A 20470-nucleotide genomic window follows, 5' to 3' on the forward strand; every position below is an offset into this window, starting at 1 on the left:
TCATAACCTGTGGATTGTCACAGTCGGACAGGCCTCACGGGCGATCTCGCAAAGATGCTCGTGGTGCGTCAGATAGATCACCTGGCCGACGCGGGCCATTTCGGCCATCTGCTCGAAGGCGCGGCCGGCGCGTCCGTCGTCGAAGGTCTCCATGATGTCGTCGGCGATGAAGGGCAGCGATTCGCGCGCGGCTGCGATTTCGTGATAGCCGGCGATTCTGAGCGCCAGATAGAGCTGAAAGCGCGTGCCCTTGGAGAGATCCTTGGCAAGCTTCGACCCGCCGGCCGACGCATTGGCGATCAGGAACTCCTGTCCCCGGTCGGACTGCGCCGACAGGCCGGAATATTCTCCGCCGCTGATCCGGCTGAAGGTCTCCGACGCGCGCCGCATCATTGCGCTGCGATGCCGCTCGCGGAAAAGCCGGAGCGCGGTCTCGGCGGCGATGACGCCGGCGCGAAGCCGCAGATAGGCAAGCGCCTTGTTTTCGATGTCGAGCAGCAACGTCCGCCGCTTCTGTTCGAGTTCTGCGACCGTGTCGCCGCCTTCGACAGCCGCGAGCGCCTTTTCTCTTTCCCGCATCTCCGTATGCAGTTCACTGACGTCGCGGTCGCTTTGTTCGAGTGCGGCATCCAGCCGTGCCAGCTCCAGCCGCACCGCCGTGTCATCGAGTTCCGCGAGCAAAGCCTCCGCCTGCGTGCTCTCGGCGACATCAAGGCGGGAGGCAAGATCCGCCTCCGATTCGGCGATGCGTTCACGCAGGCGCTGCTGTTCCCGGCCGGCCTCGAATAGCTGCGCGGCCTCATCGAGCGTTTCGCAGTCGAAGAATTCAAGCACCTGCCGCCTGCGCGCCACATGGAGCTCCCGCTCCGCACAGGCGGCACGCCGCTCTTCCTCCAGGCGGGCGATTTCGGCGAGGAAGGTTGCGCGGCGATCCGAAAGCCGCTGCGCCTCGGCGGCGCGCGTCTTCAACGTCATGTAGGTCGTCAGTGTGTCATCAGCGGCCGTCCCGCAGGCAAGCTCGGCAATGGCGCGGTCGAATTCAACCTGGTCCTTGCGCATGCCGGCGATGCGATATTCGAGGTCGGCCTTGCGCTGCGTCAGCTTATCGAGCTCCTGCAGGATCGTCAGCATCGGACCGGTCTGCTCTGGCGTCAGCGGTTCGCTCCGCGCGGCCAGCCAGCTTTTGGCAAGAAGTTCCGACCATTGTTCTTGCCACGCGTCCATCGCGTCTTCAGCCAGATCGAGCGCCGACTGCCGGCTTTCCAGAAGCGTTCGCGCCCGCTTTGCCGCCTCACGGGCTGCGTTGCGGGCGCCGTCCAGCGCGCGCGCCTGCGACACCGCCTGCTCGGCGGCAAGGAGAAGGTTGTCGAGCCGCTCCGGCAGGCGTCCGTCGATATCTATGGCCGCAAGCTCCTCGCGCAAGCCGGCAATCGCTTCGGCCTCCTCGGAATGGGCGCGATCGAAATCCTGGCGCGCCGCGCGCAAATGCGCGCGCAGGTCCAGCGCCGCAAGCCGTGTGGTCAGCCAAGCCTCCAGCTGCGTCAGACGCATCACGCTAGGTAAGCCGCAGGCCAAGACGGCTGTTGCCAAAACCTGCGCTTGCGTCGCCGCGTCGGCCAGAGATTGCTTCTCCTGCTGACGCAGCGTCTCGATCCGGGCACGCCGCTCGGCGATCGACAGCGACAAGCCGCGCATGTCGGCAAGCTGCGCCGTGTCCGCAAGGCGTCGCGCGGAAACCTCATCGTCTTCGCTCATCGCCTGCTCGAAGGCAGTGGCCGTTTCCAGAGCAAGCTCCGCCTTGTGCTGGCGCCACGCTTCATTGCGGCGCTGACGCAGTGCTGAGGCCGAGAAATCGTCCATCGTGCCGCCAACGGCGGACAGCCCGGCCAGCCGCGCCTCGTCCCCCGCCAGCAACTCCTGCTCGGCGGCGATGCGGTCGACAACTCGCAAATGCCGCTCCTCCTGACTGGCAGCTGCCCTGCGCCAGGTCTCCAGCGTTGCCGGCGACGGGACGTCGAGCGCGAGCAGGTCATCGGCCGTTCCGGCAAAGGGCCTCAGCAGCACGAGCTTGTCGGCGAGTTCCGCATCCAACCGGTCGATGGCCTGTTGCGCCGCCTGCTTGCGCAGGACGCAGTCACTGCGCCGCAGCAGCGACAGCTTTTCGGCAAGCCCGGAGACGTCCGCTGCCCCCTGCTCTTCGAGCCGTAGCATATCGCCTTCAGCGTCCCGATCCGATTCGACGGCGCTCTGCAGCTCCAGGCGAGCCGAAGCGACACGCTCGACGAGGGCCGAGTGCCGGCGCGCCAAATCCTGAAGCTGCGCGCCGGTCCCGGCCGCAAGTAAAAGCGACGCGGGATCGCGGTCGGCCGGTTCGCCGAGCCGCAACAGGCAGCCAAGAATTTCTGCCCCGGTCCGCGCCAGATCCTCCAATCGAGACGGCATGTCGCGCGCCGCGGTGACATAACGCGCATCAAGCGCGGTTCCCTGAAGCGCGGTCAGGCGCTCGATCAGGCAGAGGCCTTCCCTGTCGAGCGGCATTTCCTCGAGCGCATCGCGGCGATGCTGCATCTCGCTGTCGATCTGTCGTAGCCTGATCTCGGTCTCCGCCTCCTGGCGCCGAAGCGCCGGCAGTTCACTCGCCCACTCCGCTGGCGGTACCGGCAGCGGCGGAGCGCCCGCCAGTTCCGTGCGGAGGGCGCGCAGCCTGCCGAAATGGGGCAACGCTTCGACCTCGGCTTTCAGGCGGGCCCGCGCCAGCCGCAACTCGGCTCGACGCGTGATCTCTTCATCGTGGCGTTCACGCGCCAGCGTCAGCGTTTTGCGCAGCGCCGCATATTCGCGTGCATTGATATCGAGCGCATTGCGTTCGACCCTCAGGGCCTCAAGCTCGCCTTTCAGTTCCGCAAGCTGATGCTTGCGCGCCTGTGGCCGGTAGAAGCCGTCGGCCTGCCCGCGCAGGGCTGCAAGGATCGCCGTGCTGTCCGGAAGGCCCGAGCTTGCCGAAAACAGCAGCGACCCGAGTTCGCCTTCGCTTTTCAGGATCGCCTCGCCGCCCTTCTCGATGCTCTCGTCGTCCAGCGAGAACATCATTTGGTAGGTGTCGCGATCGATCGCGCCGAGCGCTCCGGAAAACAGGTTGTCGGGCAAGGGCTGGTCGTCGAGGCCGACCAGCGAGTTCGTCTTTCGCTTGATCCGGAAGACCCGATCGCTGCGGCCGGCCGCTTCGATCGTGCCGCCCACGCGCATCGTCTGGTAAGGGTGCAGGAAGCCGTAGGGGCTCGAATGCTCGATGCCGAAGAGCAGATCCAGGAATCCGGAAAACAGGGTCGACTTTCCAGCCTCGTTGGGGCCGTAGACGATGTGGAGGTCGGGAGTGCCGGGCACGCCATCGCCGAAGTCAAGGCGACGATCGGTAAACTTGCCGTAGCGGACGAGATCGAGCGCGCTGATCCGCATCAGTGGCCACCCTCGCCGGCGCCACCGCCATGAAGATGGGCGAGCACCTCGGCGGTTCCCGACACACCGGCTTCAAACGCCAGCCGCGCGACCGCCTCTTCGTCCGGTGCCAGCGATTGGCGAAGCTCGGGCGGAAGCTGTTGCAGGACGTCTTCCACGGCCGCCAGCACGTCCTGGCGAAACCCGTGCGCCGGCAAGACGTCCGCTTCGACGAGCGCCGCCAGCTCTTCGACGGGATCGAGCATGGCGCCCGGTTTTTCGGTCCGGGCGTTGCCGCAGGTGAGTTCGACCTTCTCGATCCAGCAGCCGGCGATGCCGGCGGCGATGTTGTCGATCTCCGCCCGCAACAGGTCCGCGTCACGGCGAAGGCGCCAGGCCAAGGGCGTCGCGCCGGCGAGCGTCAGACGCAGGATGACGTTCTCTGCCGCCGCTTCACCACAGGTGCGCGAAAGCGCCTGCCTGACGGCATCGAGCATGTCGCGCCATTCCGTGATGCCCGTCAGATCGACACGAAGGCGTTCGAAGCTGGCGATGCCGATCGCCCGCTCGGCAAGACTGACATGGCCGTCGTCGTCGACCGTGACGAACGACACGCTCTTCACGCCGACTTCATTGATGTCGCGACCCTGCGGCATACCCGGCATCACGATGAAGGGCTCTGCCGCATGGACCTGCCGCTGGTGGATGTGGCCAAGCGCCCAGTAATCGAAGCCATGGGCAACGAGATCGGCGACGCTGCAGGGGGCATAGAGATCGTGACCCGCGGCACCTGCGAGGCTCGTGTGCAGCATGCCGATGTTCACCGCGCCGGGCACCGGCGGCTGGAAGGCCGGAAGCAGGCTTTCGGGCGCATGCGGGCTGGCGAAGCTCACGCCGTGCACATAGACGTCGCGACCGCTTGCCAGCGTCTTGGCGACCACCGCCTTTGCCCTGCCCTTGAAGACGTGGGCGGATGGCGGCAGGGTCAGTTCATTGGTGACCTGCGACTGGGCGTCGTGGTTGCCGCGGATGATGAAGACGCGGATGCCGTGTTCATCCAGCCGGCGCAGTTCCCGCCCGAGAAACAGGGCCGTGTTCATCGACGTCTGGCTGCCGTCATAGAGATCGCCGGCAATCAGCAGGGCATCGGCCTCTTCAGCGATGCAGAGATCGACGATCTTGACCAGAGCCTGCCGCGACGCCCCGCGCACGATCTCTGCGAGGTCGGCATTTCTGAGGGCGAGGCTGCGGAGAGGCGAATCGAGATGCAGGTCTGCGGTATGGACGAAACGGAAGGGCATGGCCGACCATGGCCGTCCCGCCACCGCCCGTCAATCAGCCGTCACACGTCATCCACTTGCGAGATGCGCAGGCTCCCGGCAAGCATATTTCAGCCTGCTGAAGTAAAGGCGGCGCTAATACAAATGCGGTTGGCGGCGATTGTTAACATCGTCTGTTCAAGACATCGCGGCGCTACCTGCAAATATCAGATTATACTCACTTTAATCGATTAGGGCTTTTGTAACATCTTGTTCGATAGGTTTGCCCCGGCTGCGTTTCAAGCGCGTCCAGGCACCGGAATGATTCCTGCTTCGGCTATCCGCTCCGTCATGACGATCAAGAGCCGGAATGACTTAATTCAAGTACAGTTTTACGGACGGCCGTCCTTCCGGGGGTACCATGTCACGGCTCAAGATTTCCCACACGCTTATTGCCCTTTTCCTCGTGGTCGCCGTTATCGTTTCGGCGCTTGCCGTTTCATCTCTCGGCGGCATCAAGATGATGAACGAGCGCAACAACGAGATCGCCACCACCTGGCTACCGCGCGTCTCGCTTTCCCGCGCGCTCGAAACGCAGCTTTCCGATACCCGCATGGCGTTTGCCCGCCATCTGATTTCCCTTACGCCGTTTGAAAAGAAGGCAGCGGAAAAGGTCATCGGTGAGACCGTCGCAGGCTTCAACAAGCTCGCCGACGAATATTCGAGCCTGATGGTCACCGATGCCGACAAGGCGGCGCTCGACAATGTCCGGACTGCCTATCAGGCCTATCTCTCCGTCGCCGAAGGCATGGTCAAGCTCTCCAACAACCTCGAGAACATGAAGGCGCAGAGCGTCTTCAAGGTCGAGATGCGCGAGACCGAAGGCAAGGTCGACGAGGCGATCAAGGAAATGCGGGCGCTGAACCTCGCCGGCGCGGATGCCGCCGTTGCCGCAAGCTCGGCCACGCATGACCAGATCCGCATGATCGAGATCGGCGTCATCGCCCTTGCCGCCGTCATCGTGCTCGGCGCCATCCTCTATGCCGTGCGCGGCATCGCTCGCCCGATCCAGATCATCACCCGCTCGATGGCACGCCTTGCCGAAGGTGACACCGACAGCAGCATCCCCTATGGCGCCCGCAAGGACGAAATCGGCGAGATGGCCCGTGCAGTCGAGGTCTTCCGCCAGGCGGCGATCGCCAATCAGCATCTCGAAGCCGACGCCCAGACACAGCGCGCCAAAGCGGAAGCCGAGCGTCTGCGCGTGACGGAAGAAGCGGAAGCAGCAGCCCAGCGCCGCCTTCAGGAAGCCACCGCCGGTCTTGCGAGCGGCCTGCGCCGCCTTGCTTCGGGCGATCTCGCCTTCCAGCTCAACGAACCCTTCTCGCCCGATTTCGAGCAGCTGCGTCACGACCTGAACCAGGCTGTCGCCCAGCTCGCCGACACGCTTGCCGCCGTCTCGTCAGCATCGGGCAGCATCGACAGCGGTGCCCGTGAAGTCAGCCAGAGCGCCGACGACCTGTCGCGCCGGACCGAGCAGCAGGCAGCGTCTCTGGAGGAAACGGCGGCAGCACTCGACCAGATCACGGTCAATGTCGGCAATTCGTCAAAGCGCACTCACGAGGCCCGCAGCGTTGCCGGCCAGGCCAACGAAAGCGCCCGCAAGTCCGGCGCGATCGTGTCGGGCGCGGTCGATGCGATGGGCCGCATCGAGCATTCGTCGAGCCAGATCTCCAACATCATCGGCGTCATCGACGAGATCGCTTTCCAGACCAACCTGCTGGCGCTCAACGCCGGCGTCGAAGCAGCACGTGCCGGTGATGCCGGTAAGGGTTTCGCCGTCGTCGCTCAGGAAGTGCGCGAGCTTGCCCAGCGCTCGGCCAACGCGGCCAAGGAGATCAAGGATCTGATCCGCAACTCCGCCGTTGAAGTCGAAAGCGGCGTCCGTCTCGTGCGCGAAACCGGCGAGGCTCTTCGCACGATCGAAGGCTTCATCGTCACGATCAACCAGCATATGGACGCGATCGCCGTCTCGGCACAGGAACAGTCCGCCGGGCTCTCCGAGGTCAATACGGCCGTCAACCAGATGGACCAGGTCACCCAGCAGAACGCGGCGATGGTCGAGGAAGCCAATGCGGCAAGCGCGACGCTTGCCCAGGAAGCCGGCCGTCTGCGCGAACTGATCGCGCGCTTCACGCTCGCCGAGGCTGGCGGTCACGGCTACGCCCAGTCGACCAACGGCGCGCGCTGGGCCGCCTGATCGCGATCGGAGACGACGCGCAAGTCGTGTGACGCGCAAACGGTCGCCTGTCGCGAGAATTTCTTGCCGCATCAAGTGAAACGGCCGCCAGAAATGGCGGCCGTTTCTTTGTAGGCGATGGAGTTACCGTGAAACGCCGGAGGTTTGTGTCGACAAATGCGGCAATTATAACTATCACTAATGTTACTGCCATTTCACATGGCACCTCATGAAATTCCAGCGACGATCATGAAGAAGACATTTGAAGTTTCCGATAGACTGTTCGAGCTTTACCACCGGGTTCACCGGCTGGTGAACGAATCGATGACCGAGGAAGGCGTGTCGCTGGCGCGCAGCAAGTTCCTCTTCTTCCTCAGCAAGCTCGGCCCCTGTCGTTCGACCGACATCGCCTGCGCGCTGAACTTCGCGCCGCGCACCGTCACTGAAGCGATCGACGGCCTGGAGCGTGACCGCCTGGTCATGCGCAAGCCCGATCCTGAAGACCGGCGCGCCAAGATCGTCTCGATCACCGAAACGGGCCGCGTCGTACTGGAAGCCGCAGAGCACCCGCGCAAGCAGCTGCTCGAGGAGATCTTCTCGGCCCTCGACGACGAAGAACTCGACGCGCTCTTTGATATCGTCGGCAAGCTGGTCGACCGGACGGACGAGATCCGCAAGCGCAAGGATGAGGCCGAAGAGGCAGCGCAGATCGCGATCGCCCGCTAGGAGCGTTCTCGCTCGTCGCAAATCACAAGTGCCGAAACAGAAAGAGGCCGGGACGTCATGTCCCGGCCTCTCCCGTTTTCTCCGGGCGGTAACGCTTACATCGCGTTGATTGCGCCAATGGAGAAGAACAGGGTTTCGCCAGAGGAGTCGTCGACGCCGTCATTGTCGGTGACGACATAGCCGTTGCCGGCGGCATCGACGGTGAAGCCTTCGACCTTGTCGACGACGTAGCCATTCAGCGCCTTCAGTTCCGGAATGAGATCACGAACCTCTTCCTTCTTGACGACGGGCAGTTCACCGCCAAGGGCAGCTGGCTTCAGTTCCGAGAGCGCAACGCGATAGATCTTCTTCAGCTTGGCAGCCTGACCGATCAGGTTGTCGCGCTCGATGACATAGGCATAGTCGCCGTGGACGGAAATTTCCGACAGACCAACCCAGCCGTCACCGGCCTTTTCGAGCGGGTAGCGCACGGCGCCCCATTCTTCGCTCTTCAGGTTGTAGGAGACGAGCTTGACGAAGCCCTTCTCGTCATCCTTCCATTCGCGCTGAACCGCCATCCACAGCGTCTGCTCGTCGCCTTCGCCGACAACGGTGATGCCTTCGAAGCCAAAGCGGGTTTCGCCGGCACGCAGCGCTTCCGGCAGGGCGATTTCCTTCTTGATCTCGCCCTTCTTGTTCACGTGGAAGATCGCGTGGCTGTAGAGCTTGTCGGAGTTGCCTTCCGACGCGAGCCAGAAGCCCCCTTCCCCGTCATTGGCGATGCCTTCGATGTCGAGCTTCTGCGCCGGTGCGCCATCGCGGGTGATGGCGAGCGCTTCGGTGATCAGCGCCGGCTTCTGGGTGGCATCGATGGTGAAGATCGTGGGCTGCGACGAGTAAACCGAATCGTTGACGGCGCGCAGGAAGCCGGGCTTGTCGGCGACGGCGGCGAGACCGGAGAGTGCGCCGAAGCCGATCGGCAAGCCATCCTTCTCGGCGGAGCGGATCTGCGGATAGACCGCTTCGCCCTCGGCACGCTCATAGATCATCACGTGCGAGCGCGCGCCGCCGTCCTCGACGAGATCGACTTCGTTTGCGGTCGCAAAGAGATTGCGCGCGGGGATCGCGACGGCGCCTTCCGGCGAGATGCCCGACGGCAAGAGCTGCAGCAACTCAGGCTCGGCGCCCGTATCCTTGTAGACGCCGACGATCGAGGCACGTTCGGACAGAACGAAGAACAGGTTGTCGTCACCGAACTTCGCCGCTTCCAGGCCCTCGGGCTCAACGCCCTTGGCCGAAGAGCGCTTCTCGGGATAGTGTCCGATGGCGGCAATCGCATGCTCGAAGCTCGCGCCCGATTCGAAGAGCACCTTGCCGGTGGTGTCGAAGATCGTGAAACCGCGCGAACCGCCTTCATAGTCGCCTTCGTTGGCAACGACGATGCGGTTGTCGTCGAGCCACTTCACCGCGTCGGGCTCGCGTTTGCGGCCCGGCTGCTCGTCCTTGAAGGCAATCGCGCCGTTGCGCTTGGTGTCGATGTTCTTGAGGTCGACCGTGCCGGCAGAGAAATGCGTCTTCACCGTTCCCGTCTTGCCGTCGATGATGACGATGTGGTTGTTCTCCTGCAGCGTCAGCGCGATCTCGTCCTTGCCGTTGAAGGAAACGAATTCCGGCTCCGGGTCTTCACCGGCGATTTCGGCAAGACCGGTCAGCGTCACGCGCTTCAGCGAACCGCAATCGGCAACACCATCCTTCAACGACAAGATGACGAGGTCGCCGGCCGGCATCTGCGGGATCTTGCCGTCGTTCAGCTCTTCATCGCGCTCGTTCTCGATGGCGATGGCCGCCAGCGTGCGGTCCTTGTTGACGGCGATCGAATCCGGCTGGCCGCCGAGATCGCAGGTCGCATCGACTTTCTTCGAGGCCAGATCGACGATCGCAAGAAGCCCCGAAGGCTTGACGAAGCTTTCGCGCGTGTTGACCGCGACGAGTGCCTTTGCACCGGCGATGGTGACCGAGGTCGGCTCGCCGTCAAAAGAGACCGTGCCGGCTGCCTTCGGCGCCTTGGCATCGGTGATGTCGATCAGGCCGACGCGCTTGCCGGGGCTGTCGGAATAGACAAGCGTGTTGCCGTCTTCGCTGGCCGTGATGATTTCGGCAGATGTCGGCGCCTTGCGCGCATCGCCTTCCGGCAGGTTATCGGCAACAGCAAAGGATGCAATGCGGTTGAAGACGGGCTCGGCCGCCGCAGGAAATGCTGCGGATGCAAGAAGAACGGCCGCAAGCGCGGTCACGCGCGAAGTGATGGTCATGAAATCCCCCATGTGCGAACACTGAAAACATGGGGGTTCTGCGCGATGCCGATGACAGCCGAATGACAACGCTTGGGTTTTACACCGTTCCGGTTGCAGGCGCGGCGCGCTCGCGCCGCATCTCGTTGCGCATGATGAACAGCGAGGCGCCAAGGATCAGCACTGCGCCGACCCAAAGATATCCTGTCGGCGCGTAACCGAAGACCAGCCAGCCCGCAAAGACGTTAAGCGGCAGCTTCAGATCGTCGAAGGGCTGCACATAGGCAGCGTCGGCAACAGTATAGGCGAGCGTCAGCAGATATTGTGCGACTACGGTCAGTATCCCGGCGAGCAGCAGGAAACCGAGTGCTGCCCCATCCGGCATGGTGAAGCCGGCCGAAAGCGCGATGGCGCCGTTGATCGGCGTCAGAAGCACAAGCAGCCATACGGTGATCGTTTCGGGGCGCTCGAGACTTGTGAGGCTCTTGGTGATGAGCGACGAAGCGCCCCACAACAGCGCCGACAGGATCGGCAAAAGGGCGGCCCAGCTGAAGCTGTCCGACCACGGTTCGAGAATGATCATCGCCCCGGCGAAACCGACCGCGGTTGCGGCCCAGCGCGCCGCGCCGACGCGTTCGCCGAGAAACAGGCGGGCGCCGAGGATGATGAAGAACGGCGAGGTCATGACCAGCGCGATCGCCTGCCAGATCGGCACGTGCGCCAGACCGGAGACCCAGGCCCCCACACCGAAGGCGGCCAGCACCACGCGCGCGACGTGACGCCAGGGATAGTCGGTGCGCATGGCCGACAGCCCGACGCGTCGCAGAAACGGCAGTGAGAAGAGGAAGGCGAAGGCATATTGCCAGAACGCCATGGCGGTGGCTGGAAAACCGAGCTTCATCGTCAGCCATTGGGTGACGACATTGAGGCCGGCGAAAGCGATCCCGGCCAACACCATGAAGCCAGCTCCGGCCATGGCGCGCGAGGAGGAAAAGCCGAGGGAAGTCTGATTCATGTCATGCACCCTGAAAGCGGACCAAACACAAATCAGGACGCATGAGCGCACGGCACGACGCCGGGCATCCCTGCCCTTCGTGCCAGCGACCATTCTCTTTCATCCGGACTATGACCGTCGGCTCCGGAGTTGCACCGGATCTGCTGACCCTCTCCCCAAAAATCGAGGAAAGGCGCTCGCGGGCTTGGGCCACCTTCGCGCGTCTCCAAGACGCCGCGCTGTCATGCCCTTACCGCCGGTGGGGACTTTCACCCCGCCCTGAGAATGGGCAAGCCCTAGAGCAAATGACGGACACCCGCAAGGGCTGCCCCAAAAATGCGAAAGGGTCCGGCTTGCGCCGAACCCTCGAATACCTGGACTGCCGGCCTCGTGTCCGGCCGCCAAGCAAATCTCATCAGCCGTTGACGGCATCCTTCAGGCCCTTGCCGGCCGTGAACTTCGGCACGTTGCGTGCCGGGATGTCAACTTCCGCACCCGTGGACGGGTTACGGCCCTTCGAGGCTTCGCGGCGCGAAACCGAGAAGTTGCCGAAGCCGACCAGGCGAATGTCGCCGCCGTTCTTCAGCTCAGCCTGGATGGTCTCGAAAACTGCATCAACTGCAGAAGATGCGTCGGTCTTGGAAAGTCCGGCCTTCTCAGCAACGGCAGACACGAGCTCATTTTTGTTCATGTTTCCACCCCTTTCAGATTGGTTCGAAACGACTGTGTTTTAAGGCGCGGCGGCTTGCGCTTCGCCCGCGTCTTGCCTTTCCCAATTGCGCCTAATCCCTTGGAATGCAAGGCTTGCAGGGCGCTTTTACAACAAAAAAGACCGGCCAATGGCCGGTCTTCCCAATTTTTCTGCAAAATGAGCGCCGCGCGAGCCGGCTGCACCCATTTTCAAGCGCCCGTCAGTGGGCGACGGAGGAGCCTGCTTCGTCCTGCGAATCAACCGGTGCTACGGTTGCCGGCTCGTTTGCCGGGTCCCAATCGATCGGTTCCGGCATGCGCACCAGAGCGTGTTCGAGCACTTCGCCCACCCGCGAAACCGGGATGATTTCGAGCGCGTTCTTCACGTTGTCCGGGATCTCGGCGAGATCCTTGGCGTTCTCTTCCGGGATCAGCACCTTCTTGATGCCGCCCCGCAGCGCTGCCAGGAGCTTCTCCTTCAGGCCGCCGATCGGCAGCACGCGGCCGCGCAGCGTGATCTCGCCGGTCATTGCAACATCCTTGGAGATCGGGATGCCGGTCATGATCGACACGATCGTGGTTGCCATGGCGACGCCGGCCGACGGGCCATCCTTCGGCGTCGCACCTTCCGGTACGTGCACGTGGATGTCACGCTTGTCGAACAGCGGCGGTTCGATGCCGAAGTCGATTGCGCGCGAGCGGACATAAGAAGCCGCCGCGGAAATCGATTCCTTCATCACGTCGCGCAGGTTGCCGGTGACGGTCATGCGGCCCTTGCCGGGCATCATGACGCCTTCGATCGTCAGAAGCTCGCCGCCGACCTCAGTCCATGCGAGACCGGTGACAACACCGATCTGATCGTCACGTTCAGCTTCGCCGTGGCGGAAGCGCGGAACGCCCAGATAGTCGTTGATGTTGGCAGCGTTCACTTCGACCTTCTTGGCCTTGCCCTTGATGATCTCGGTCACGGCCTTGCGGGCGAGCTTCATCAGCTCGCGTTCGAAGTTACGCACACCGGCTTCGCGGGTGTAGGTCTGGATGACCGCCATCAGCGCGCCGTCTGTGACCGAGAATTCCTTCGGCTGCAGCGCGTGGTCGCGGATCGCCTTCGGCAGCAGATGCCGCTTGGCGATTTCCAGCTTTTCCTCTTCCGTGTAGCCGGCGATGCGGATCACTTCCATGCGGTCCATCAACGGCGCCGGGATATTCAGCGTGTTGGCGGTGGTGATGAACATCACGTTGGACAGGTCGTATTCGACCTCCAGGTAGTGGTCCATGAAGGTCGAGTTCTGTTCCGGATCCAGCACCTCGAGCAGCGCCGACGACGGATCGCCGCGGAAGTCCTGGCCCATCTTGTCGATTTCGTCGAGCAGGAACAGCGGATTGGACCGCTTCGCCTTCTTCATCGACTGAACGACCTTGCCCGGCATCGAGCCGATATAGGTGCGGCGGTGGCCACGGATCTCGGCTTCGTCACGAACGCCGCCCAGCGCCATGCGCACATATTCGCGGCCGGTCGCCTTGGCGATCGACTTGGCGAGCGAGGTCTTGCCGACGCCCGGAGGGCCGACGAGGCACAGGATGGGGCCCTTGATCTTGGTCGAACGCGCCTGCACGGCGAGATACTCGACGATGCGCTCCTTGACCTTGTCGAGGCCGAAATGATCGACGTTGAGCACTTCCTCGGCATGGTTCAGGTCGGTCTTGATCTTCGACTTCTTGCCCCAGGGCAGGCCGAGCAGCCAATCCAGGTAGTTGCGAACGACGGTGGCTTCCGCCGACATCGGGCTCATCTGGCGCAGCTTCTTCAGCTCTGCATCAGCCTTTTCGCGCGCTTCCTTGGAAAGCTTGGTCTTGGCGATACGCTCTTCGAGCTCGGCCATCTCGTCGCGGCCGTCTTCGCCGTCGCCGAGTTCCTTCTGGATCGCCTTCATCTGTTCGTTGAGGTAGTACTCGCGCTGGGTCTTCTCCATCTGGCGCTTGACGCGCGAGCGGATGCGCTTTTCCACCTGCAGGACGGAGATCTCGCCTTCCATGAAGCCGAGCGCCTTTTCCAGGCGCATCTTCACGCTGGTGGTCTCCAGCATTTCCTGCTTTTCGACGATCTTGATCGACAGGTGCGAAGCGACCGTGTCGGCCAGCTTCGAATAGTCCTCGATCTGGCTGGCAACGCCGACGACCTCGGGAGAGATCTTCTTGTTGAGCTTTACGTAGCTTTCGAATTCGGAGACGACCGAGCGGCTGAGCGCCTCGATCTCGACCGGATCTTCCTCCGGCTCGCTCAGGCTATGCGCCGCAGCCTCATAGAATTCCTCGCGCGGCGTGTAGCCGTCGATTTTGGCGCGCGCGCGGCCCTCGACCAGTACCTTGACGGTGCCGTCGGGCAGCTTCAGCAGTTGCAGAACGTTGGCGATGGTACCGACTTCGTAGATCGCGGACGGTTCCGGATCGTCGTCGGTGGCGTTGATCTGGGTGGCAAGCATGATCTGCTTGTCGGTGCCCATGACTTCCTCAAGCGCACGGATCGATTTTTCGCGGCCGACGAAAAGCGGCACGATCATATGCGGGAAGACTACGATGTCGCGGAGCGGCAGGACCGGGTAGGTCGCGCTTTCAGTCGCCGGTGACGTTTTGTTCGTCATGTCATTTCCTTTCCGTCCCGATTTCGGGCCCGTATCCGGGAGCCCCACAGGCACTCCCGGCTGTCATATTTTCCACATGAAAGTGGAGTGCGACCGCGTCCATTTCAAGGCTCGACGCAGACATCCACAAACAGTGGCCGGGTCCTTCTGACTACGCATCAATGCTGTTGCGGACCTTGCGACGGACTACAAGCTCATGGACCGCAACCATTAAGGTCCTTCATTGAATCGTCACATCATTGCGTTGTTTGCGGCACTTTAGCAACAATCGAATTGTGAAATCTGCGCCCCGGCGCAGGTGTCTCAACAGCTAAGTGTGAACACATGAAGCAGACATGAAAAAGCCCGCACGAGGCGGGCTTCTCAAAGGGTAATTCAGGACGCTCAGGCCGAAACGTTGGTCTTTTCGTCCGACCGTTCCGAGTAGATGTAGAGCGGCCGGGCAGCGCCCTTGACCACCTCGTCCGAGATGACCACTTCGCGCACGCCTTCGAGCGTCGGCAGCTCGAACATGGTGTCGAGCAGGATCTTCTCCATGATGGAGCGAAGGCCACGGGCACCGGTCTTGCGCACGATCGCCCGACGCGCGATCTCGCGAAGCGCGTCCTCGTGGAAGGTCAGTTCGACGTCTTCCATCTCGAACAGGCGCTGGTACTGCTTGATCAGAGCGTTCTTCGGCTCGGACAGGATCTGGATCAGCGCATCTTCATCGAGATCTTCGAGCGTCGCCAGAACCGGCAGACGACCGATGAATTCCGGGATCAGGCCGAACTTGACGAGATCTTCCGGCTCCAGTTCGCGCAGAACTTCGCCTACACGGCGATCCTCCGGCGAGCGGACCGTTGCGCCGAAACCGATCGAGGTCTTCTCGCCACGGGCGGAGATGATCTTGTCGAGGCCGGCAAAGGCACCGCCGCAGATGAACAGGATGTTGGTCGTATCCACCTGCAGGAATTCCTGCTGCGGATGCTTGCGGCCGCCCTGCGGCGGTACCGAGGCAACCGTGCCTTCCATGATCTTCAGAAGCGCCTGCTGCACGCCCTCGCCCGATACGTCGCGGGTTATCGACGGGTTGTCGGACTTGCGCGAAATCTTGTCGACTTCGTCGATGTAGACGATGCCGCGCTGGGCGCGCTCGACGTTGTAGTCGGCAGCCTGAAGCAGCTTCAGGATAATGTTCTCGACGTCTTCACCGACATAACCGGCTTCGGTCAGCGTCGTTGCGTCGGCCATGGTGAACGGCACGTCGATGATGCGGGCGAGCGTCTGGGCGAGATAGGTCTTGCCGCAGCCGGTCGGGCCGACCAGCATGATGTTCGACTTCGCAAGCTCGACGTCGCTTCCCTTGGCGGCGTGCGCCAGGCGCTTGTAATGGTTGTGAACGGCGACCGACAGGATGCGCTTCGCCTGCTGCTGGCCGATGACGTATTCGTCCAGAACCTTGATGATTTCCTGAGGGGTCGGAACACCGTCGCGGGACTTGACCATCGAGGTCTTGTTCTCTTCGCGAATGATATCCATGCACAGTTCGACGCATTCATCGCAGATGAACACGGTCGGTCCGGCAATCAGTTTTCGGACTTCGTGCTGGCTCTTGCCGCAGAACGAACAATAAAGTGTATTCTTCGAGTCACCGCCGTTGCTTCCGCTGACCTTGCTCATTTCCACTTCCTTCCAGCACGCCGGACACTTTCAAGATAAGTATCGCGGACCACTCAATTTGCCCTGAGCCTCAACCTCAAACAGGGCTTCCGGGAGTACTCACCGCCCCAGGCGTAAACGCCCGACGCAGTCGCAACGACTCTCCCAACTCCGAACGAACACTACGCTGACAGATTCCAACATAGCATTAATGGTTCATATTACCGGCTTTACCCTGTCGATAAAGCCCTTGAGCCATTACAATTGTGTCACAATTACATCTATCCCGACACAAATGCGCGTTATCAGGCCTGCTCGCCGCCCTCGATCTCTTCGCGCGAGGTCAGAACCTTGTCGACAAGGCCCCAGCTCAGAGCTTCGTCCGCATTCATGAAATGATCGCGATCGAGCGTCTGCTCAACCTCTTCATAGGTCCGTCCGCAGTGCTTGACGTAGACCTCGTTGAGGCGGCGCTTCATCTTCAGGATGTCCTTGGCGTGGCGCTCGATATCCGAGGCCTGGCCCTGGAAACCGCCCGAGGGCTGGTGAACCATGATGCGCGCGTTCGGCGTCGCGAAACGCATGTCCTTGTGGCCGGCGGCCAGGAGCAGCGAACCCATCGAGGCAGCCTGACCGACGCAGAGCGTCGAAACGGCCGGCTTGATGAACTGCATCGTGTCGTAGATCGCCATGCCCGACGTGACGACGCCGCCCGGCGAATTGATGTAGAGCGCGATTTCCTTCTTCGGGTTTTCTGCTTCAAGGAAAAGAAGCTGGGCGCAGACGAGCGTTGCCATCTGGTCTTCGACCGGGCCGGTCACGAAGATGATGCGCTCCTTCAGAAGGCGCGAAAAGATATCGTAGGAACGTTCACCGCGGTTGGTCTGTTCAACAACCATCGGCACCAGTGCCAGGGCGGTATCAACGGGATTTCTCATATCGAACCTTCATCAATCGGGTTCGCAAAACCTTTGCGAACCGGGAATCACGGGATTTACCTTCTGCTCCTACATAGAGTGTCAACACCCTTCACTTCAAGTCGCGAAGCTTCGATAAGCTTAATCGAAGGTCCGCTTTGCTTCGAAGTTCGGCCGTCCTCCACACATGGTTGGCGATAGAACATTTTTCCATCGATATCCTCGGTTGAGGCCATGGACGCAAACTCTGCACACAGGCTTCGGCGATATCGGTAAACGAAGGGGAAATCCGCGAACCTGGGCGCTGTTCACAGCTGCGACTCGATCGGCAGCACACGGATTACCCCGGCGATCATGCGCCTTGCCAGGCTCGCGTCCGGCTCGTGGCGCACCAGCCGCTCGGAGCCATTGGCGCGATCACGCCAGACAAGACGCGATCCTTCGATGTCGACCCGGTAGCTGATCGACGGCGAAGTTTCCTCCTCGAACATGGAAGCCAGTTCGCCGGCGAGTGCCACATCCTGAAAGACGACGCCCATTTCCGTGTTGAGTGAAGCTGAGCGCGGATCGAAGTTCATCGAGCCGACAAAACCGTTCAGGCCGTCGACCACGAACGCCTTGCTGTGCAGGCTCGCGTTGCGGCGTCCGAACAATGTCATGCGGTGTCCCTCGGCGACATCGCCCTGCTCCTTCAACTCGAAGAGCGCGACGCCGGCCCGGATGAGCTTCCGGCGATATTTGACATAACCGCCGTGAACGGCGGCAACGTCGGTCGCTGCAAGCGAATTGGTCAGGACCGCCACGCGAGCGCCGCGCGAAACAATGGCGGCGAGCTCCCGCGTGCCGGCAACGCCGGGAATGAAATAGGGCGAGATTATCCGCAAGTCCCGCGTGGCTGCCTCGATCAGCGGAAAGAGTTCGCGCAACAGCCAGTTCTGGCGCCGCTGCATCAGCGCCTTTTCCGGCGGATCGGATGCCAGACGGATCTCGGAACTCCAGTGAAGCCGCCGTGTGCCTTGGTAGATCTCCGCCTCGTCAACCGCCTTGTCGACGCGCTCGAGATAGAACCGGCCTGCCGGCGTGCGCGCCAATCCTTCGACGGAATCGCGCAGTGCCGGCAGATACTGCTTGCGCGGCGTGCGCAGCGCCGCGATCGGGAGCACGGATGTGCTGTTCCAGTAGCGGTCGAACATGGCAGACGCCTGCTCCAGCACGGGTCCGACCATCCAGACATCGAGGTCACGGAAATTGGAGAGCTCGGCGGCATCGAAATAGGCGTCTCCGATGTTGCGGCCGCCGGCTATCGCAACGCGGCCGTCGGCTACCCAGAGCTTGTTGTGCATGCGGCGCGTGGCGCTGAAGGCGCGGATCGCCATTTCGAAGCCGCGGCGAAAGCGGTCGGTGCGCGCCCGGCTCGGATTGAAGAGCCGTACGTCGATATGGGGATGGGCGTCGAGTGCGATGCACATTCGGTCATGGATGCCCGCATTGATGTCGTCGAGCAGCAGCCGGACGTGCACGCCACGGTCCGCGGCGGCCAGGATCTCGCGGGCGAGAAGAAGACCGGTCAGGTCGCCCTTCCAGTAGTAGTACTGCAGGTCGAGGCTGCGTCCGGCGCGCCGTGCTGCGTGCGCTCGGACCACCAGGGCCTCGATATTATCGGAAACAAGCGCCACCCCATTGGCACCCGCCTGCCCCGCAACGAGCGGCGCCACATATCGGTCGAGCTCCGTGCCGGCATCGGCCAGCGGGAGTGCGCTTGACGGCGGCCCGTGCGGGCGGCGGCCGAACCGGCCGTAGACATAGAGAACCGTCGCCACAACCAGTCCGAGGATGGCGGCAACGGTGAACAGGATAGAGGATCCCATCGAAAACTCGCCCGTGCCTTTAGGCCGCCCCCGTACGCCCGGCTTCGACCCGTCGGCCGTCTCTTTGTTCCGGCTGCGCCGCCTTCAGGTCGATCGAGGCCTTTACCGGCAGATGATCCGAGGCGATCCGCGCCAACGGTGAATCGTGCACGGCGACCGACGTCACCAGGCTATGCGGGTTTCCGAGCACACGGTCGAGCGGCAACAGGGGAAAGCGTGAGGGAAAACTGGCGACCGTCGCGTGGGACGGATCGAATACCGGGCTGAGGAAGGACAGCGATGAACGCCGCCCCATCCGCCATTCATTAAGGTCGCCGATGAGCAGCGTCGGCCGCCCGTTCGCGTCGGACGCTGCCTCGAGGATCGCCTCGGCCTGCTGGGCACGCGAATGCCGCAGAAGTCCTAGATGGGCGGCGATGATGCGCAGCGGCCCCACTTTCAGATCGAGATCGACGACCAGCGCACCGCGTGGTTCCACGCCGGGCAGCTTGAGCTGCCGCACGTCGGAAACGGCGCCCTCACGCAGCAGCAGGACATTGCCGTGCCAGCCATGACCCTTGGTCGAAAAGCCGGAAATCGGCACCGAAACAAGGTGTGCCTCGCGGCGCAAATGCTCGAGATCGAGCAGACCGGCACGCTCACCGAACCGCTGGTCGGCCTCCTGAAGCGCGACGATATCTGCGCCCAACTCACCGATGACATTGGCGGTACGACCGGGGTCGAAGCGCCCGTCGGTGCCGACGCATTTGTGAATGTTGTAGGAGGCGATGACGATATCGCCACGGCTGACCGCGGCTTCGCGATGAACGACGGTGGGGCGTCTCTTGCGGATCGCAGCGACGATCCCCGCCGATAGACTGGACTGGTTTTTTCCCATGCCGCTCCCTGCTTGCTGGCCGCATCATGCGCAAATAGGTCGCCTGGTGCCACAGAAAAAGGGAGGAAAGCGGAAGTTTGTTCCCCGCGGATAGCACGCCTGGAGATACGGACGCCGGCAGCAAACGCGCGCTACCGGCGCCCCTTCCCGCGCTTTCGTTCAATCGGCCGGCCCTGCAAACAGGATCAGATTTCCGTCGGGATCGAGCACGATAAATGTCCGTGCGCCCCAGGGTTCCGTGCGCAACGTTTGGTGAAAAGAGACCCCGGCCGACTGGTAGCTCAGGAACAATTGCTTGATGTCATTGGCGGTATCGAGGGCGATGGAGGCGGAAAGTAGGTGCTCGCGCTGCCGGATGTCGCCGACGAAGACGGGTTCGCAAACGAGACGCAGAGCGAGCCGAGCATTGTCCCGGATCACCTGCCCATAGAAGGGCGGATCGCCGTAGACGAAATCGACCGCAAAGCCGAGCTTCTCTGTGAAGAAGTCGCACGCAGCGCTGATATCGGCAACGAACAACTGCGCGGCTGTCGATTGCAGCACCGGCTGCGGTGTGGCGGGTTTGGATTGCATGGTCATTGTCAGGGCTCCTGATTTGAGCGCCTGCCAACTGTCGAACCCCGATTGACGCGCGATCAGTTCTTGCGCGTCGGCGAGCTTGAACTCCGACTTGAGAATGGTCTCGTCGTCAAGATCGCGGAAGCGCGGCAAGGCAGCCCTGATCTCGGCCGCGACCGGATAGTATTGGTCGCGATGCCATCTGAGGTATTGCTTCGCCTGCTTCTTCAGGTTTTCAAGGTTTGGCATGGGCGCAACTACGGTCTGTGTTCCGTAGGCGGGCGTTGCCCTTTCAGCCCTCTGCCGATGCGCCCTACGCAGCCAGCAGAGATTGGCCGCCATGGCACGTGCTGT

13 protein-coding genes and 1 riboswitch are annotated in these 20470 nt (G+C 62.5%); of the genes, 2 read left to right on the top strand and 11 right to left on the bottom strand.

Features of this window, described 5'->3' with window-relative positions; translation table 11 throughout:
• The gene (locus IB272_RS17445) at positions 1-3456 is read right to left on the bottom strand and encodes an AAA family ATPase (RefSeq protein ID WP_192444586.1); all 3456 of its coding nucleotides are present in this window, start codon (positions 3454-3456) and stop codon (positions 1-3) included.
• Positions 3456-4736 carry an exonuclease SbcCD subunit D gene (locus IB272_RS17450; RefSeq protein WP_060580872.1) on the bottom strand — a complete coding sequence of 427 codons (1281 nt, stop codon included), beginning with the start codon at positions 4734-4736 and terminating at the stop codon, positions 3456-3458. Before IB272_RS17450 ends, IB272_RS17445 begins: the two co-directional genes overlap by 1 nt.
• A 379-nt stretch (positions 4737-5115) precedes the next feature.
• Here IB272_RS17450 and IB272_RS17455 point away from each other — a divergent pair, with 379 nt between their 5' ends.
• Positions 5116-6954 carry a methyl-accepting chemotaxis protein gene (locus tag IB272_RS17455; protein ID WP_089044033.1) on the top strand — a complete coding sequence of 613 codons (1839 nt, stop codon included), beginning with the start codon at positions 5116-5118 and terminating at the stop codon, positions 6952-6954.
• A gap of 228 nt (positions 6955-7182) precedes the next feature.
• Entirely contained in the window at positions 7183-7659 is a 477-nt protein-coding gene (locus tag IB272_RS17460) for a MarR family transcriptional regulator (protein ID WP_034803611.1), read from the top strand.
• A 95-nt stretch (positions 7660-7754) separates the two neighbouring features.
• Here the strand turns inward: IB272_RS17460 and IB272_RS17465 are convergent, their stop codons facing one another.
• From IB272_RS17465 to IB272_RS17505, 9 genes are all read right to left on the bottom strand, one after another.
• Positions 7755-9962, bottom strand: a complete 2208-nt coding sequence (locus tag IB272_RS17465) for an esterase-like activity of phytase family protein (RefSeq protein ID WP_192444588.1) — start codon at positions 9960-9962, stop codon at positions 7755-7757.
• A 67-nt stretch (positions 9963-10029) separates the two neighbouring features.
• Positions 10030-10944: a DMT family transporter gene (locus IB272_RS17470; RefSeq protein WP_060580962.1), complete on the bottom strand. Its 915-nt coding sequence runs from the start codon at positions 10942-10944 to the stop codon at positions 10030-10032.
• Between the two features lie 87 nt (positions 10945-11031).
• Positions 11032-11214, bottom strand: a riboswitch (FMN riboswitch).
• Positions 11215-11338: 124 nt separating this feature from the next.
• Entirely contained in the window at positions 11339-11614 is a 276-nt protein-coding gene (gene hupB / locus IB272_RS17475; protein WP_034803616.1) for a DNA-binding protein HupB, read from the bottom strand.
• 220 nt (positions 11615-11834) lie between these two features.
• Positions 11835-14255, bottom strand: a complete 2421-nt coding sequence (gene lon, locus IB272_RS17480; RefSeq protein ID WP_060522188.1) for an endopeptidase La — start codon at positions 14253-14255, stop codon at positions 11835-11837.
• Between the two features lie 384 nt (positions 14256-14639).
• A complete protein-coding gene (gene clpX, locus IB272_RS17485) occupies positions 14640-15917 on the bottom strand; it encodes an ATP-dependent Clp protease ATP-binding subunit ClpX (RefSeq protein WP_034803621.1) in 1278 nt (425 codons plus the stop codon).
• A 284-nt stretch (positions 15918-16201) separates the two neighbouring features.
• Positions 16202-16834: an ATP-dependent Clp protease proteolytic subunit gene (locus tag IB272_RS17490; protein ID WP_034803630.1), complete on the bottom strand. Its 633-nt coding sequence runs from the start codon at positions 16832-16834 to the stop codon at positions 16202-16204.
• Positions 16835-17121: 287 nt separating this feature from the next.
• Positions 17122-18681 carry a phospholipase D family protein gene (locus IB272_RS17495; protein ID WP_060580873.1) on the bottom strand — a complete coding sequence of 520 codons (1560 nt, stop codon included), beginning with the start codon at positions 18679-18681 and terminating at the stop codon, positions 17122-17124.
• A gap of 19 nt (positions 18682-18700) precedes the next feature.
• Positions 18701-19558, bottom strand: a complete 858-nt coding sequence (locus IB272_RS17500; RefSeq protein ID WP_034803635.1) for an endonuclease/exonuclease/phosphatase family protein — start codon at positions 19556-19558, stop codon at positions 18701-18703.
• A 159-nt stretch (positions 19559-19717) separates the two neighbouring features.
• On the bottom strand, positions 19718-20365 hold the full coding sequence (locus IB272_RS17505) for a VOC family protein (RefSeq protein WP_060580874.1): 648 nt from the start codon (positions 20363-20365) through the stop codon (positions 19718-19720).
• Positions 20366-20470 lie beyond the last annotated feature (105 nt).

The sequence above is a fragment of the Ensifer sp. ENS08 genome (assembly GCF_014852195.1).
GTDB lineage: Bacteria > Pseudomonadota > Alphaproteobacteria > Rhizobiales > Rhizobiaceae > Ensifer > Ensifer adhaerens.